Here is a 14791-nt window from a genome sequence, read left to right on the forward strand (position 1 = left end):
CAAGCCCCAAGGCGCCAGCAAAGGGTGTGACGTTAGGTTTCGCGTGACAACGTTGACGCGAAGGTCAATCTAGCGTCGACAAATCGGGAGGGAGAGTTCGCCATGACTGCGTACCCAAACATGCTGGCCCCGCTGGATCTGGGCTTTACCACTTTGAAGAACCGCGTCCTGATGGGATCGATGCATACGGGCCTTGAAGAAACCGGCGACTGGAACCGCGTGGCCGAGTTCTATGCCGACCGCGCGCGCGGAGGCGTCGCTTTGATGGTGACAGGTGGGATTGGTCCGAACTTTGAAGGCTCGGTCCTGCCGGGTGCTTCGATGATGACTAATGACAAAGAGGTCGCGAACCACTCCATCGTTACCCAGCGTGTCCATGAGGCCGGCGGCAAGATCGCGATGCAGATCCTTCACGCAGGGCGCTATGCATACGGTCCGAAATGTGTGGCCCCCAGCCCGGTAAAGTCTCCGATCTCGCCCTTCCCGCCGAATGAGCTGGATGAAGAGGGTATTGAAAAACAGATTGCCGACATCGTGAACGCCGCTGTTCTGGCCCAAAAAGCGGGTTACGATGGGGTCGAGATCATGGGCTCCGAGGGGTATTTCCTCAACCAGTTCCTGGTGACCCACACCAACAAGCGCACCGACCGCTGGGGCGGATCATATGAGAACCGCATGCGTCTGCCGATCGAGGTCGTGCGCCGCACGCGCGAGGCCGTGGGCACCGATTTCATTATCATCTACCGCCTGTCGATGATTGACCTCATCCCCAATGGCTCGACCCATGAAGAGGTCGTTGAACTGGCCCAGCGTATCGAGAAAGCCGGTGCCACGATCATCAACACCGGCATCGGCTGGCACGAAGCCCGGATTCCGACCATTGCCACCAGCGTTCCTCGTGCGGCCTTTGCCTGGGTGACAAAAAAGCTGATGGGTAAGGTGTCGATTCCGGTCATCACATCCAACCGGATCAACACACCCGAGGTCGCCGAAGAGGTCCTGTCGATGGGTTGCGCTGACATGGTGTCTCTGGCCCGTCCGATGCTCGCCGATGCGGATTTCGTCAACAAGGCAATTGCAGGTAACGCGGCACAGATTGCGCCGTGCATCGCCTGCAACCAGGCGTGTCTGGACCACACCTTTAGCGGCAAGTTGACCTCGTGCCTTGTGAACCCACGCGCCTGCCATGAAACCGAATTGGAAATCACCACAGCTGAAGCGCCAAAGACGATTGCCATTGTCGGCGCCGGCCCCGCGGGATTATCCACCGCGATGACTGCAGCGCAGCGCGGACACGACGTAACCCTGTTCGATCGCGCCTCCGAGATTGGCGGCCAATTGAACATGGCCAAGCAGGTTCCGGGCAAAGAAGAGTTCTGGGGACTGGTCGATTGGTACCGCACCATGATGACCGATCTGGGTGTGAAGGTAGAGCTGAACCGCGAAGTCAGCGCTGACGACCTGACCGGCTTTGACGAGGTGGTTATCGCTACTGGTGTCATTCCGCGCGATCCGCAAATCCCGGGTCAGGATCGGGACAACGTCATCAATTATATCGACGTGCTGCGCGAAAAGGCAGACGTGGGTAAGTCTGTCGCCGTGATCGGTGCTGGCGGCATCGGGTTTGATGTGTCTGAATTCCTGCTGGAAGACGGCCACAGCGTTACCACCGACTTGCCCGCATGGATGAAGGAATGGGGCGTCACGGACCCTGCCGAACACCGCTCGGGCCTGGCACCTGAGGGTCCGCAACCTGCGGCACCTGCACGTGATGTCACTCTGTTGCAGCGCAAGAAACAGGCGCATGGGAAAGGTCTGGGAAAAACAACCGGCTGGATTCACCGCGCAACGTTGAAGATGAAGGACGTCAACTTTGTGGGCGGCGTGAATTACGAGCGCATTGACGAAGACGGCCTGCATGTCAGTTTTGGCGAGGAACGTGCTGATCCGACCGTGATTGCGGCAGACACAATCGTTCTGTGTTCCGGTCAGGTGTCCGAGCGCAGCCTGGCGGATGCGTTGATCGAACAGGGTATCACCCCCCACGTAATCGGCGGGGCAGATGTGGCGGCAGAGCTGGACGCCAAACGGGCGATCAATCAAGGCACGCGACTGGCGGCAACGTTCTAAAGCAACACCTCAATTAAACTGAAGGAAGCCGTCTCGAAAGAGGCGGCTTTTTTTGTGCCGCTTGACTATCTTGGTATCAATATACATATGTATGAAATGAGCCAGAAAAAAGAACGCACCCAGACGGGAATTCGTATCGAAAAACGCCTGCTGAAAGTCCTCAAGGGGCTGGCAGAGTCGCTGGACATGACCCTTGGCGATCTGATCGAGGGGATTGCCCTGCATAGCTTTGAGAACAAGCCAGCGTTTTCCGAGGAAACGCTGGAGAAGATCAAACAGCTCAAAAGTGTCTACGACCTCGACTGGACAGCCAATGACAGCCACCGCTTTAAGGAGGACTGAGAATGAGCGCCGATATCACCAACGCGTTTGAAGCACACGCCATCGACAACACGACATTCGGACATGCCGAACATGTACAGGTCGCATACGATCTGCTGCGCAAGTATGATTTCATAGATGCTGCAGCGATCTACGCCAAAAGGATCCGAACACTTGCTGCTAAGGCCGGCGCCCCGGATAAGTTCAACCTGACAATCACCTACGCGTTCATGAGCCTGATCGCAGAGCGTCTTGCCAGTTCGCAAACCAGCGCTTTCGAGGCATTCATTGCGGAAAACCCCGATTTGATGGCCAAGACAGCCCTCAGCCAATGGTATCCACAAGAACGGCTGAATTCGGCGCTGGCGCGCCGCATTTTCCTATTGCCCGACGTGGCATAGTTGCCTGAGCCGTAAAGGCACGTCGGTTACTCGACCGTAATCGTAATTACCTGGGACACAATAGGCGGGGAATGTGGCACATGCCCGGCGTCGCCCAGCACCAATTGCAGCGTGTGCGCTCCTGGGGCCAATTCCGTAGTCACCTCGGTCTGCCCCCCACCAAAATGTAGATGGTTGTCGTCCGCAGGCAAACCATAAGCCAGCTCATCCACACCGTCCTCGCCTTCACCAATGGGCGGGCGGTCGATCAGCAAATGGTGATGTCCGGTGTTTTCCGCCTCGGTTCCAGCGGGGGCCACGCCCATCCCGCTTAACCCAAAGACCACGGTCACCGGCGATGAAACCGTGTCGCCGTCCGACAGGTTTACAAAATAGACCCGAGCGTCCGGGTTCGACGGCGTCTCGCCACCAGCCCATGCGAAGGTCGCGGACAGACATATGGCTGCGATGGTATAAATGGCTTTCATGATCTCCTCCGTGGTCACAAATTTGCCATTGTCATCCTAGCATATCCGGCCGAAATCACCCAAAACCCTTGGCTTACAGGCTTTGTGGCAATCTAGGAAACCATCGTTTCCGCGTTTCCCAATCGCAAACGATCCGAATTGAAACCCTGATATTATCCCATGTCCGCCCTGTTTCCGCCTAGATTGGACGTCAGGTTGGAAAAAAGAACTAAGACCTGGGGAATGAGAATGGACCGACTGACCGAAATGGAAGCCTTTGCCAATGTGGTGGACCAGGGTGGCTTTACCGATGCGGCCAAGAAAATGGGCATCTCCAAATCGGCCGTGTCAAAGCATGTTTCAAGTCTTGAGGCCCGTCTGGGCGCACGGCTGCTGAACCGCACGACCCGGCGCGTGTCGCCGACGGAAATTGGCCTGGCATATTACGATCGCGCACGGCGCGTTCTAAATGATGCGGGCGAAGCTGATGCGCTTGTGACTTCGATGCAATCCGCCCCCTCGGGTCTGCTTCGGATCAGCGTTGCAACAGATTTCGGCGTCAATCACCTGTCTCCGGTTCTGTCGGATTTTCTGGCGGCCTATCCTGATATCACTGTGAACATGGTGCTGAACAACCGCTACGTCGAGCTGATTTCTGAAGGGTTCGATGTAGCCGTCCGGATCGGTGAGCTGGAAGATAGCACCCTGCGCGCACGCAAACTGACTGAAACCGTCAAGCGGATGGTCGCAGCACCCAGCTATGTCGAGAAATTCGGCCGGCCGCAGAAAATTGACGAACTGAATGAACACAAGCTACTGCATTACTCCAGCCAGTCCTCTGGCAATGTATGGAAGCTGACCGCGCCTTCGGGTGAAAAAAGACAGGTTCGCACCGCAGGGTGGCTGAGCGTGAACGATGGGCAATCCCTGTTGAACGCCGCCATCTCTGGTCTGGGGATCGCATATTTGCCCAGCTATCTGTACGCAGATGCGCTGAAATCCGGTGCTGTACTGGACGCTATGCCGTCGCTTCCGGACGAGGTTCAGGGCGTCTACGCCGTTTACCCGCCCGGACGCTTTACTCAGCCCAAGGTTCGGGCATTCATAGATTTTCTCGTCGATGCCTTTCACGAAAAAGGCCCGATGGACTGGTAAATTAACCTCGGTGAAACTGTACGGCCTGCGCCAACTGCGTGGGCCTTTTTTTTGCAGATCAAGATTTGATCGGCACCGCTGGCGTCAGTTGACCAGCAAGACCGCCTCGACCCGGCGATTCAGGTCGCGGCCTTCCGGCGTGGCATTCGAGGTGAGCGGGGCCAGATAGCCGATCCCGCGCGCTTCGACCCGGTCTGCCGCGATCCCATGTGCCTGGATCAACCGGTCGCGCACGGCCTGTGCCCGGCCGGTACTGACCGAGATATTGGCATCCAGCGCGCCCGTGTCATCCGTGTGACCCACAAGTGCCAGCCGGATGTTTGGGTTTTTGTCCAGAAACTCCGCAACCAATTTCAGCGACGCAAAGGGCCCCTCGCCCAACGTCATCTCTCCGGTGCGGAAATGAAGATCTTCCAATATTGCGTGACCGTTTTGTTCCAATTCGGCCAACAGGTCGCTGGGCGACGTGACCGGCTCGTCAATCACAAGCGGGGGTGGAACCTCTGCACCCACCGGTGTGACCCGGATCATCTGCACATACCCGTCAGGCGGATTGCGGCTGACCAGCAGGCTGACCACATTGCCCCCCCGAATGGCGGACAAAAAGCGATAGTCCTGAATGGCCACATACATATCCGGTGTGGGCACGACTTCGGTGCCAAATCGAAAATCGAACCCGCCACACGTTTTGGCCTGACACTCAAGCAGGATCTCGTACCCCTGCGCGGCGATCTGGTCCCTTAGCGGGGCCAGTAATTGCAGCGTGGTGCTAGAGCCCGATTGCAACCGCCAGGTTAACCGCTCGACCTTTCCTTCAACCTCTCTTGCGGGCACTGCACCGTCAGCAAAAGGACCGATTGGCAGCTCATAGCTGTCCAATTCACTCGTCCGTTCGCTGACCAGCCGTGCGCCAGAGGGCAACGTCAGGTTCTGTGCAAGACCCTGACTGGCCATCATCATCAGAAAAAGGGCTGCGGTTCGTATCATCGGGCCTGCGTATGGTATTCGTCGTTCGGGGCCATCGCTGTTGCGCTGGCCACCCGGTTAGACATGTTGAAAAAGCCGGTCACATTGGCAATGTCCCAAATGTCCCGATCGCTGAAACCAACATCGCGCAGACGTTGGCGATCAGGTTCTTCGATCTCGGTACTGGCGGTCGTCATCTTGGCGGCAAAATCCAGCATGGCGCGTTGGCGGTTGTCCAGTGGGGCCACGCGGTAGTTCATAACCAGCATCTCGCCCAGTTGCGGATTGCCCGACAATTGTCGGACGGCCGCGCCGTGGGCCACCAAACAGTAAAAGCACTTGTTGATCGCGGACACGACCACCGCAATCATTTCGCGTTCCAGTTTTGACAATCCGCTGTCGCCCAGCATCAGATCGTTGTAGTTCGCCGTGAACGCGTTCAGCTTGTCGATGTCGAACGCATAAGCTTTCAGAACATTGGGCACAAAGCCCAGTTTTTCGACACATATTTCAAAGTACTTCTGCGTCTCAGGCGGCAGCGGGTCCACCATCGGCAGGTCCAGTGCGGTGGGCAGGGTTTGATCGGTCACGTTGGTCACTCTCCTTGGACAAGCTGACGGTAATGGTATTCGCCGGTGATCTCCATCCCGAGCGCATGGTAGAGACCATTTGCCCCGTTATTAGCTTTGGTGCAGATCACACTTAGCGTTTTTGCGCCGTTCTTCTGCGCCCAGATTGCAGCCGCGCGCATGGCCCACTTTCCCAAGCCCTGACGGCGATAGGCCGGTAAGATTTCCAGCGCATGAACCATGGCGACGTCGTCGTGAATGGCGACAAATCCGGTCCCCGCCGGGTGATCGGAATGACGTAGGAATATCCCCGTTTTCGGCCCCTCGGCGCGGTCCATGATGGCCAGCCGTTCTGGTCCGATCCCGCCCTGCGCCCAGATCTCGTTCATGATCGCCAGCGGACTCCAGATGGTAAAGGCGGTGACCCGAGGGATGGGCGTATCGGTCAGGTCCTCGACCGGGCATTGGTAGATGTTGACGGGATCAAGAATGTCATAGCCCTGATCCGCAAGCTGCTGATCCAACCCTTCGTCGCCCGGTCGCAGGCAGAAAATCGGTCGCTGACCCATCGCGCGCATCGCCTCTTCTGCAGCTTTGATGTCAGCGCCGGTTGCTAGTGCCACAGCGCTGGCCGCAGACACCCGCGAACCGCCACCCAACCCTTGTCGCAGTCGAATTGGGCCAATTGTTTCGGACCGAGCCGCCGGCCATGTGCCGTCGACAACGTCGGCCCAGTTCGGGCTCAAAGCTCCAGCTCTTTTGCCAACCGGGTCGTGGCCGCATCGACCTGTGACCCGTTCGTGCCCCGAACCACCACGTTAGAGCCGAATACACCATTTACCTGAAACGGATAGCTGCCGATGGCGAGATCAGGGTAATCCTCAGCCAAAGCCGAGAGGATTGAGGCGATATCACCTTCACCCCGATTGATCCGCAGCGTTTGCGACAACAGGGGATCGCCACCGGTCAGCTTTGGCAGAACGCTGGCGACCATGGCCTGAAAGATTGTGGGGATACCCGCCATCACATGCACATTCCCAAGCGTGAACCCTGGTGCGGTCGAAACGGGATTATCGATCAATGTCGCCCCATCCGGAATACGCGCCATACGCAGGCGCGCGGCGTTCAGTTCCAGCCCTGAATTCTCATAGTGCCGTTCCAGCAACGCGCGGGCATCATCCCGCACGTCGATCGTCGCCCCAAAGGCTCGGGCAATACATTCGGCCGTGATGTCGTCATGCGTCGGGCCTATTCCGCCGCTGGTGAACACATGATCGACCTGCTCAGACAGCGCTCGAACGGCTTGTTCGATAGCAGTGGCGTCATCGCTGACCATCCGGACCTCTTTAAGGTCAATGCCCTGCTTTGTCAGTTCCTGCGCTAGATAATGCATGTTCGCATCCCGCGTGCGTCCCGACAGGATTTCATCCCCGATCACAAGCATTGCTGCGGTTGGGTTCGGCATGACCTGTCCTTTCCTGATATGGCACAGGCCGCAAGATATCGTTCCTGCTGAACCTCGCAAGGCCCGTTTGTCAGTCCCGCAGCGCTTGGGCAGGCAAATCCGCAGTGACGCTTTGGAACAGGTCCATATCATTCATCGACCGCGCCAGGATCATTGCCCCTTCCAGACGGGCAATCGTTTCCCCTGCTCGGGCTTCGGGATTTGCGGCACCAGCAGCCCGGAAAACCGTTTCCAGCCATACGAGATTGCGCTCAAAAAATTCGCGAGTCCGTCCGGCGACCGGGTCTGGCAACCTTGCGATTTCAGCACCGAACATACCGCAAAGGCACATCAGGTCCTGTTCGATCAATGCTTGTCTATATGCCGCGACATATTGTTCAAGAGATTCCAATGGCGTGGCTTCGTCCAACCGTCCCAACGCCCCCAGAAACCGATCAGTGTACCGGGTCACCAGCGCTTCACCCAAAGCTTCCTTGGTGGGAAAATGGTAGTGAATGCTGGCCGATTTGATGCCGATTTCAGACGCGATGTCGCGAAAACTGAAGGCATAATACCCGCCTTGCCGCGCCATACGCTCGGCCACATCCAAAATACGGCTGGCAGTTTCTGACAGGGGTTTTTCCGTTTTGGGCATCTGCTCATCAATCTAAAATTTACCTACCACTAGATAGGGGGTTGTATTTCAAATTTCAAACTCAATATATCTACCTATCAGTAGATAGGGAATCTGATCATGACACAGACAACAACACTTATCGTCGGCGGATCCAGCGGAATGGGTCTGGCCACAGCACGCCAAATCATAGCAAGCGGCGGGCACGTGACCCTTGTCGGGTCATCCGCTGGCAAGTTGGACGCGGCGAAAGCGGAACTTGGCGACAAAGCGGACATATACCGCGCGAACCTGCGTGACCCGGCAGACGTCGAAAGGTTGATCAAACAGATCAAATCGGACACGCGTCACATTCAGGGGTTGGTGAATGCAGCCGGTACATTTGCGCCAAAACCGTTCCTGGAACACACTGCCGAAGATTATGACAGCTATTTGGATCTGAACCGTGCAACCTTTTTCATCACGCAGGCCGTGGCCGAAAACATGAAAGCCAACGGAGGCGGCAATATCGTTAACATAGGCTCTATGTGGGCAAAACAGGCAGTTCGCGCCACACCGTCCTCGGCCTATTCGATGGCCAAAGCCGGACTTCATTCCCTGACGCAGCATCTGGCAATGGAGCTGGCAGAACATAACATCCGAGTGAATGCGGTTTCTCCAGCTGTGGTGGTGACCCCCATCTATGGTGCCTTCATCGACCCGGAACAGATCGAGGCCACCTTGACTGATGCTTTCGACGCTTTCCACCCGATCGGCCGCGTCGGTCGGCCCGAGGATGTGGCGCGTACCGTCACCCATCTTCTGTCCGATGATGCGGGTTGGGTCACTGGGGCAGTCTGGGATGTTGATGGTGGCGTAATGGCGGGCCTCGTCTGACACTTCCCATGCGGGCGGGGGCGCGGTAAGCCGGGTGGCATGAAGTTTGCCACCCCATTGATCCCCGCCCGCCTTATCCGCCGCTACAAACGCTTTCTGGCCGATTGCCAGTTAGAGGACGGGCGTGAAGTAACCGCCCATTGCGCCAATCCGGGGTCAATGATGGGTCTGGCGGAACCCGGCGAGAAGATCTGGTTGGAACCCAACGATGACCCGAAGAAAAAACTGAAATACGGCTGGCGTCTGGTCGATCATGAGAACGGGCATTTTACCGGTGTTGACACCTCAGTACCCAACAAAGCCCTGCGCGCGGCCCTTCAGGCCGGTGAAATACCTGAGCTTGCAGCCTATAAAAACGTCCGTCCCGAGGTGAAGTACGGCGAAAACAGCCGTATTGATTTTCTGCTGACGCAACCTGGCCTGCCGGACGCCTATGTCGAGGTCAAAAGCGTGACCCTGTCCCGAGAACCGGATCTGGCAGAATTCCCCGACAGCGTCACCGCACGCGGTACCAAACATCTGGGAGAGCTGACGGCCATGGTGACCCAAGGACATCGCGCGATCATGTTGTATCTGGTGCAACGCAGCGATTGCGACCGGTTCTCGCTGGCGGCGGATATAGACCCGGCCTATGCGGCGGCATTTGAGACGGCACAGGCGAAGGGTGTCGAACGATTGGTGTATGGTACGCAAATTTCGCCCGACGGTGTTTGGGTGGATACCACACGATTCGGGGATTTTAACCTGCCCGGATAATGTCTCTCGCCCCCCGTCAGGTCCGGTTCACCCCTTGTTTCGGCATTCGAACTGGGTTGCTGAAAGGGGCATCACCATATCACTGGCCTCAAATCTGGACCGCAGCGCCGACAGCATTTCGGCCACAACCGCATCCGGATCGACGCCTCCGCGCGCTCTGATTTCGTCAATCAACGGATTTCCATACACCAGGGCTGTCGCAAATTTCTCAAGGTCGGCGATTGGTTTGTTCAGCCTGATGGTTTCGTGCGTAACGGTCCGCCAACCTGCGGCCGCAAGGTCCGTGTGTACGATGTCGGGGTCGCCATAGTGGAACGGGACTTTGTAGAATCCGGGTGGGTTTTCGGGAAAGAACGTCATCGCCGCTTTGTGGGCTGTCTCGGAAAACGGGTTTTCGGACATATCGCTCCATACATTGAACACGTACCGGCCACCTGGCTTCAGAACACGGGCAGCTTCGCGATATGACGCGGTTTTGTCCGGAAAGAACATCACGCCAAACTGGCAAACGATCAGGTCAAAACTGTTGTCTTCGAATGGCAGTTCCATTGCGTTCGCTTGGACAAACTCGACATTCTCACTGCCGGAGAACTTGGCTTTTGCAATCTCCAACATGGGCGGATTAAGGTCCGTAACCGTCAGCGAAACAGACGGGTTTAATGCGTCGCGCAGCTTACGGCTGACAATTCCCGTTCCTGCGGCAAGCTCCAGAACGCGACCCGTTTCAAGGCCGCCACACAGCCCGGTTAACCTGTCGGCATAGTCTACAAAAATGTTCGGTCCCAGACCCTGATCGTAGTGGTGTGGAATTTCACCGATAAAACTGGCAGAATTGCTGGACATTTCGATCCTCCAAAACGATCTCACTGGGAAAAAACAACATTCTATCTGAAATTATGATTTTGAGCGAATTTGATAGACTTTGCAGCCTTGATCCGGGGGCATTCAGCGTCATCTAACACCCGCAAACGCACACCCTCTGGAACTTTCTGCACAAGCAGCGTAAAAGGCAGGCTGCGCGCAACATTTGGAGCTTAGCGTCGATGAAAGAACATCGTGGCCGTCTGACCAAGGACGGCATCCGCATTTATGAACAGGGCGACTTTGCCGGCATGCATGCGGCAGGGGCTTTGGCCGCGCGGATACTCGACGATATTGCAGAACATGTGTTTCCAGGCCAGACAACTGGTGTGATTGACGGGCTCATCACGCAGATGGTCGAGGATGCGGGCGCGACATCGGCGACAATTGGCTACAAGGGCTATCAGCATGCCAGCTGTATCAGCGTGAATCACGTGGTTTGCCACGGCATTCCCGGTGACAAGAAGCTGAAGGATGGCGACATTCTGAACATCGACGTCACGGTCATTGTGGACGGCTGGTTCGGCGATACTTCGCGCATGTATGTCGCGGGGAAACTACCCCGCAAGGCTGAACGTCTGATCCAAGTCACACATGATGCGCTGTTCAAGGGCATCGAAGCGGTCAAGCCGGGCAATACGTTCGGCGATATCGGCCACGCGATTCAGGCATATGTCGAGGCGCATCGGATGAGCGTCGTGCGCGATTTCTGTGGCCACGGTCTGGGCCGGGTGTTCCACGCGCCGCCAAACGTTCTACACTATGGCCGTCCGGGCACTGGCGCGGTTCTGGAAGAGGGTATGTTCTTCACCATCGAACCGATGGTGAACCTTGGCCGTCCTGAGACGAAAACACTGGCCGACGACTGGACCGCTGTGACCCGCGACAAGTCACTGTCAGCGCAGTTCGAACACTCGGTGGGTGTGACGGCTGATGGTGTCGATATCTTTACCCTGTCACCGGGCGACAAGTTCCACCCGACCTATTCGTTCTGATCTGACGCCTGTTCGCGCAGGAGTTTCAGCAGCAATGTTTCCTTGCCCCACGGCGTAATCGCGTCGTGGATGAACACAGGCGCGCGCATTGGCTTAGGCTCGGGGCCGGTGCGGGCTTCGGCGTCCTTCGAAGGTGTCCAGAGAGGTGAGGTCAAAGCGCGGTCCATGGGCCGAGCTTACCATGGTCAGATCAGATTCCCAAAAGGGTCGGAACCTCGGCCATGTCGGTGAAAACCTCTGCTCCGAGGTCCGCCAGAAATGCACCATTTCCGTCAGGCACATAGCCCAGGCAGCGCATATTGGCACGGATTGCTGCGGTGACGCCGCTGGCACTGTCTTCAATTACAACTGGCGCGGTGGCCTCAAATTGACGGGCTGCTGTAAGGAACATGGTGGGGTCAGGCTTACCGACTCCCAAAGTGTAGGCTGAAAACATCACATCCTTGAAGCGATCCCAAAGACCATTCTGCCCCAGCGTGACTCGCATTTTGTCAGGCCCGCCATTGGACGCCACGCAGAAAGGAATTCCGCGTGCATCCAAGAGCGTCAGCAATTCCGCTACACCCGGAACCAAAGGAACACCCTGACGCAGTCGGGCGTCGGTTTCGGCATCGAATTCCATAATCCAGTTCTCGGGCAGGTCGGCCCCCAAATCGCGCGCGATATCTTGCACTTCCGGCATGGTCCTGCCGGTGAAAATCCTGTGGCACTCCTCCGCCGTCAAGGACAGTCCATGTCGGGCAAAGTTCGCGACCATCACCTGATTGGACAGGGGCTCACTGTCGACCAAAACACCATCGCAATCGAAAATGACCAGATCGTGCATGTCAGACCTCTGTCCGCCACATCAGCGAAATATGCGTGTCGCCATATTTTCGCGTATTGTGCAGGTCAAACCCTTCTGGCGCCTCCATGGGGGCGTTTTCTTCCCAGACGATCAAGGCGTCTTTTGCCAGCCATCCCCCTTGAGTGACCGTTGCAAGCGCCTTTTGTCCCAGGCTTTTGCCGTAAGGCGGGTCGAGAAAAATAAGATCACAAGGCGTGCCCGGATTGTCACCCAATCGCGTCGCGTCGCGACGGATCAGATCGGTATGGTCCTTGCTGTGGGTCAGATCAACGTTCTTACGGATCAGCCCCTGCGCCACGCGCCCGTCATCCACGAAAGTCACATGCGCCGCGCCTCGCGATAGCGCCTCAAGCCCCAATGCGCCGGTGCCGGCAAACAGGTCCAGAACACGCAGCCCGTCAAAGTCGATCTGATGGCTCAGTACATTGAACAGGCTTTCACGCACGCGATCCGTGGTGGGACGCAGATGCGCCCCGGCATCGCCTTTGCCGACCGAGGCCAAGGCGCGGCCCCGGAACTCTCCGGCGATGATCCTCACGCTTTGAGCAGCGGCTTCAGGTCCGCGTCTGGGTCGGCCACGACCGCCGGGTCGGCCGTTTTGCCTGCATCGATCAGGCGTTTGCCCACCATATAGGCACGCGGGTCATTCATCGCGTCGACCGCGATCAACTGATCGCCTTTATAGTACCAGAAGGACACCGTCTGCCCGTCACCCTTACGGGTCACCACGCGGTCATAGCCGGTGTTCAGACCTGCGATCTGTAGTTTGACGTCATACTGGTCCGACCAGAACCACGGCGTCGCCACATAGTCTTTGGCGGCACCCAGCATGTTCTGAGCAACAATCTCGGCCTGATCGATGGCATTCGGTACACTTTCCAGCCGGATACGGCCGCCATCATGTGGGAACGACGCGCAATCGCCCGCCGCCCAGATAGCCGGATCAGAGGTGCGGCCATGGGCATCCGTTTTGATGCCGTTGTCCAATTCCAACCCGGCCATCTCGGCCAATTCGGTCGAGGGTGCGATGCCCACGCCTACCACGACAAAATCAACCTCAAGCTTGGTGCCATCGGTCAGGACGGCCCCGGTGACCTTGCCGTCTTCGCCGACCAGACGATCCAGCCCGACGCCTTCACGGATGTCAGCACCGTATTCGGAATGCAGATCACGGAAGTAATCACTGGTTTCCGGTGCCGCGACACGTTGCAAAATCCGATCCGCCATCTCGACCAGAGTGACCTTGACCCCGCGTTTGGCGCAAACGGCAGCCGCTTCAAGCCCGATATAACCACCACCCACAATCAAAGCGCGCGCACCTTCCGTCACGCGGGGCTCCATTTCGTCGATATGGGTCAGGTCGCGCACGACATGGACGCCTTCAAGGTCACCTCCAATGGCCGCAGGCAGGTAACGCGGGTCAGAACCGGTGGTCAGGGCCAGTTCGTCATATGAAATCACCTCGTCACTCAGGGTAACAGTCTTGGCCTTGGGGTCGATCGCGGTCACGCGCTGACCCAGACGCAGGGTGATGTTGTTTTCGGCGTAGAAACTTTCGGGGCGCAGGAACAGGCGTTCAAGCTCCATCTCACCCAGCAGATAAGCTTTGGACAGTGGGGGGCGCTGATAAGGCAGATGCTGCTCGGCACCGATCAGCGTGATATCGCCTTCAAACCCGTCCTTGCGCAGCCTTGCAACAAGAGATGATCCCGCCTGCCCGGCTCCGATCACAACAATATGGCTCATCTTCGTCCTGCCCTGTCAAATTCCCGTGGTTTCATTCTCTGGCTCACCTATATTGCGGCTGAGGCCGACTCTGCAAATCCAATCGACAGGAGGAACAAGATGATTTCAACCGGTGATACGCTTCCCGACGCAACGTTGACTCAAATGGGGGCAGAAGGGCCCGAAGAGGTTCGGATTTCAGACAAGACCAAAGGCCGCAAAGTTGTGATCTTTGCTGTGCCCGGCGCATTCACGCCGACCTGCCACTCGGCCCACGTGCCCAGCTTTATGCGAACCAAGGAACAGTTCGACGCCAAGGGCGTGGACGAGATCATCTGCGTCTCGGTCAACGACCCCTTTGTAATGAGCGCGTGGGGCGAAGCCACTGGCGCGACAGGCGCAGGCCTGACCATGCTGGCCGACGCCGCATCCGAATTCACCAAGGCCATTGGCATGGATTTCGACGCCCCGCCCGTCGGCCTGCTTGCGCGCTCAAAGCGCTATGCGATGTTGGTCGAAGATGGCAAAGTCGTTGCATTGAATCTTGAAGAAAACCCAGGTGCCTGCGAGATTTCCGCGGGCGAAGGTCTGCTTGAGTCCATCTAGGTCACTCGGGCCCCGGTACAACCGGGGCCACGTTAACCCTATTTCACTTGATGCAACTT

Annotated in this window: 19 protein-coding genes; 8 read left to right on the forward strand and 11 right to left on the reverse strand. The window is 57.3% G+C overall.

Annotated features, from left to right (window positions below; genetic code table 11):
- The first annotated feature begins 102 nt into the window (after nucleotides 1-102).
- The 3 genes from AC2FJF_RS16670 to AC2FJF_RS16680 all read left to right on the forward strand — a co-directional run bounded on the left by AC2FJF_RS16670 (nucleotide 103) and on the right by AC2FJF_RS16680 (nucleotide 2852).
- Nucleotides 103-2130 (forward strand): 2,4-dienoyl-CoA reductase FMN-binding domain-containing protein, encoded by a 2028-nt coding sequence (locus AC2FJF_RS16670; RefSeq protein ID WP_496726381.1) that lies wholly within the window; start codon nucleotides 103-105, stop codon nucleotides 2128-2130.
- Nucleotides 2131-2226: 96 nt separating this feature from the next.
- Nucleotides 2227-2472: a hypothetical protein gene (locus AC2FJF_RS16675; RefSeq protein ID WP_496726382.1), complete on the forward strand. Its 246-nt coding sequence runs from the start codon at nucleotides 2227-2229 to the stop codon at nucleotides 2470-2472.
- Between the two features lie 2 nt (nucleotides 2473-2474).
- Complete coding sequence (locus AC2FJF_RS16680) at nucleotides 2475-2852, forward strand: hypothetical protein (RefSeq protein WP_496726383.1); 378 nt, start codon at nucleotides 2475-2477, stop codon at nucleotides 2850-2852.
- 26 nt (nucleotides 2853-2878) lie between these two features.
- Here the strand turns inward: AC2FJF_RS16680 and AC2FJF_RS16685 are convergent, their stop codons facing one another.
- Nucleotides 2879-3319, reverse strand: a complete 441-nt coding sequence (locus AC2FJF_RS16685) for a DUF4399 domain-containing protein (protein ID WP_496726384.1) — start codon at nucleotides 3317-3319, stop codon at nucleotides 2879-2881.
- Between the two features lie 228 nt (nucleotides 3320-3547).
- On the opposite strand from AC2FJF_RS16685, the gene AC2FJF_RS16690 reads away from it, so the two are divergent.
- Nucleotides 3548-4453, forward strand: coding sequence for a LysR family transcriptional regulator (locus AC2FJF_RS16690; protein ID WP_496726385.1), 906 nt, complete (start codon nucleotides 3548-3550; stop codon nucleotides 4451-4453).
- An 84-nt stretch (nucleotides 4454-4537) separates the two neighbouring features.
- On the opposite strand, the gene AC2FJF_RS16695 is transcribed toward AC2FJF_RS16690, so the two are convergent.
- From AC2FJF_RS16695 to AC2FJF_RS16715, 5 genes are all read right to left on the reverse strand, one after another.
- Entirely contained in the window at nucleotides 4538-5440 is a 903-nt protein-coding gene (locus AC2FJF_RS16695; protein ID WP_496726386.1) for an OmpA family protein, read from the reverse strand.
- Entirely contained in the window at nucleotides 5437-6009 is a 573-nt protein-coding gene (locus tag AC2FJF_RS16700) for a peroxidase-related enzyme (protein WP_496726387.1), read from the reverse strand. The genes AC2FJF_RS16695 and AC2FJF_RS16700 overlap by 4 nt, the downstream gene beginning before the upstream one ends.
- Before the next feature lie 5 nt (nucleotides 6010-6014).
- The gene (locus tag AC2FJF_RS16705) at nucleotides 6015-6734 is read right to left on the reverse strand and encodes a GNAT family N-acetyltransferase (protein WP_496726388.1); all 720 of its coding nucleotides are present in this window, start codon (nucleotides 6732-6734) and stop codon (nucleotides 6015-6017) included.
- Nucleotides 6731-7453 (reverse strand): competence/damage-inducible protein A, encoded by a 723-nt coding sequence (locus tag AC2FJF_RS16710; protein WP_496726389.1) that lies wholly within the window; start codon nucleotides 7451-7453, stop codon nucleotides 6731-6733. The genes AC2FJF_RS16705 and AC2FJF_RS16710 overlap by 4 nt, the downstream gene beginning before the upstream one ends.
- Before the next feature lie 70 nt (nucleotides 7454-7523).
- Nucleotides 7524-8087, reverse strand: coding sequence for a TetR/AcrR family transcriptional regulator (locus AC2FJF_RS16715; protein ID WP_496726390.1), 564 nt, complete (start codon nucleotides 8085-8087; stop codon nucleotides 7524-7526).
- A 99-nt stretch (nucleotides 8088-8186) separates the two neighbouring features.
- Here AC2FJF_RS16715 and AC2FJF_RS16720 point away from each other — a divergent pair, with 99 nt between their 5' ends.
- Together AC2FJF_RS16720 and sfsA are read left to right on the forward strand one after the other, a co-directional pair.
- Nucleotides 8187-8942 (forward strand): SDR family NAD(P)-dependent oxidoreductase, encoded by a 756-nt coding sequence (locus AC2FJF_RS16720; protein ID WP_496726391.1) that lies wholly within the window; start codon nucleotides 8187-8189, stop codon nucleotides 8940-8942.
- A 39-nt stretch (nucleotides 8943-8981) separates the two neighbouring features.
- Nucleotides 8982-9698, forward strand: coding sequence for a DNA/RNA nuclease SfsA (gene sfsA, locus AC2FJF_RS16725; protein ID WP_496726392.1), 717 nt, complete (start codon nucleotides 8982-8984; stop codon nucleotides 9696-9698).
- Nucleotides 9699-9725: 27 nt separating this feature from the next.
- Here sfsA and AC2FJF_RS16730 read toward each other — a convergent pair whose 3' ends face one another.
- A complete protein-coding gene (locus tag AC2FJF_RS16730; protein ID WP_496726393.1) occupies nucleotides 9726-10541 on the reverse strand; it encodes a class I SAM-dependent methyltransferase in 816 nt (271 codons plus the stop codon).
- A gap of 200 nt (nucleotides 10542-10741) precedes the next feature.
- Here AC2FJF_RS16730 and map point away from each other — a divergent pair, with 200 nt between their 5' ends.
- The gene (map, locus tag AC2FJF_RS16735; protein ID WP_496726394.1) at nucleotides 10742-11554 is read left to right on the forward strand and encodes a type I methionyl aminopeptidase; all 813 of its coding nucleotides are present in this window, start codon (nucleotides 10742-10744) and stop codon (nucleotides 11552-11554) included.
- Here map and AC2FJF_RS16740 read toward each other — a convergent pair.
- The 4 genes from AC2FJF_RS16740 to AC2FJF_RS16755 are packed head-to-tail and all read right to left on the reverse strand — an operon-like array spanning nucleotide 11542 to nucleotide 14147.
- The gene (locus AC2FJF_RS16740; protein WP_496726395.1) at nucleotides 11542-11721 is read right to left on the reverse strand and encodes a hypothetical protein; all 180 of its coding nucleotides are present in this window, start codon (nucleotides 11719-11721) and stop codon (nucleotides 11542-11544) included. The genes map and AC2FJF_RS16740 overlap by 13 nt on opposite strands.
- A gap of 23 nt (nucleotides 11722-11744) precedes the next feature.
- A complete protein-coding gene (locus tag AC2FJF_RS16745) occupies nucleotides 11745-12380 on the reverse strand; it encodes an HAD family hydrolase (RefSeq protein ID WP_496726396.1) in 636 nt (211 codons plus the stop codon).
- Between the two features lies 1 nt (nucleotide 12381).
- Nucleotides 12382-12939: a 16S rRNA (guanine(966)-N(2))-methyltransferase RsmD gene (gene rsmD / locus AC2FJF_RS16750; protein ID WP_496726397.1), complete on the reverse strand. Its 558-nt coding sequence runs from the start codon at nucleotides 12937-12939 to the stop codon at nucleotides 12382-12384.
- On the reverse strand, nucleotides 12936-14147 hold the full coding sequence (locus AC2FJF_RS16755) for an NAD(P)/FAD-dependent oxidoreductase (protein WP_496726398.1): 1212 nt from the start codon (nucleotides 14145-14147) through the stop codon (nucleotides 12936-12938). Before AC2FJF_RS16755 ends, rsmD begins: the two co-directional genes overlap by 4 nt.
- A 99-nt stretch (nucleotides 14148-14246) precedes the next feature.
- Between AC2FJF_RS16755 and AC2FJF_RS16760 the strand changes: the two genes are divergently transcribed.
- Complete coding sequence (locus AC2FJF_RS16760) at nucleotides 14247-14732, forward strand: peroxiredoxin (protein WP_496726399.1); 486 nt, start codon at nucleotides 14247-14249, stop codon at nucleotides 14730-14732.
- The last annotated feature ends 59 nt before the right edge of the window (nucleotides 14733-14791 follow it).

It is taken from the genome of Ruegeria sp. CDSB013 (assembly GCF_059611165.1).

Bases quoted from the DNA above. Each gene is read 5' to 3' on its own strand.
- AC2FJF_RS16680 (WP_496726383.1), top strand. From the start codon at position 2,475: ATGAGCGCCGATATCACCAACGCGTTTGAAGCACACGCCATCGACAAC.
- AC2FJF_RS16695 (WP_496726386.1), bottom strand. From the start codon at position 5,440: ATGATACGAACCGCAGCCCTTTTTCTGATGATGATGGCCAGTCAGGGT.
- AC2FJF_RS16670 (WP_496726381.1), top strand. From the start codon at position 103: ATGACTGCGTACCCAAACATGCTGGCCCCGCTGGATCTGGGCTTTACC.
- AC2FJF_RS16685 (WP_496726384.1), bottom strand. From the start codon at position 3,319: ATGAAAGCCATTTATACCATCGCAGCCATATGTCTGTCCGCGACCTTC.
- AC2FJF_RS16720 (WP_496726391.1), top strand. From the start codon at position 8,187: ATGACACAGACAACAACACTTATCGTCGGCGGATCCAGCGGAATGGGT.
- sfsA (WP_496726392.1), top strand. From the start codon at position 8,982: ATGAAGTTTGCCACCCCATTGATCCCCGCCCGCCTTATCCGCCGCTAC.
- map (WP_496726394.1), top strand. From the start codon at position 10,742: ATGAAAGAACATCGTGGCCGTCTGACCAAGGACGGCATCCGCATTTAT.
- AC2FJF_RS16715 (WP_496726390.1), bottom strand. From the start codon at position 8,087: ATGCCCAAAACGGAAAAACCCCTGTCAGAAACTGCCAGCCGTATTTTG.
- AC2FJF_RS16755 (WP_496726398.1), bottom strand. From the start codon at position 14,147: ATGAGCCATATTGTTGTGATCGGAGCCGGGCAGGCGGGATCATCTCTT.
- AC2FJF_RS16730 (WP_496726393.1), bottom strand. From the start codon at position 10,541: ATGTCCAGCAATTCTGCCAGTTTTATCGGTGAAATTCCACACCACTAC.
- AC2FJF_RS16760 (WP_496726399.1), top strand. From the start codon at position 14,247: ATGATTTCAACCGGTGATACGCTTCCCGACGCAACGTTGACTCAAATG.
- AC2FJF_RS16675 (WP_496726382.1), top strand. From the start codon at position 2,227: ATGAGCCAGAAAAAAGAACGCACCCAGACGGGAATTCGTATCGAAAAA.
- AC2FJF_RS16745 (WP_496726396.1), bottom strand. From the start codon at position 12,380: ATGCACGATCTGGTCATTTTCGATTGCGATGGTGTTTTGGTCGACAGT.
- AC2FJF_RS16710 (WP_496726389.1), bottom strand. From the start codon at position 7,453: ATGCCGAACCCAACCGCAGCAATGCTTGTGATCGGGGATGAAATCCTG.
- AC2FJF_RS16690 (WP_496726385.1), top strand. From the start codon at position 3,548: ATGGACCGACTGACCGAAATGGAAGCCTTTGCCAATGTGGTGGACCAG.
- AC2FJF_RS16740 (WP_496726395.1), bottom strand. From the start codon at position 11,721: ATGGACCGCGCTTTGACCTCACCTCTCTGGACACCTTCGAAGGACGCC.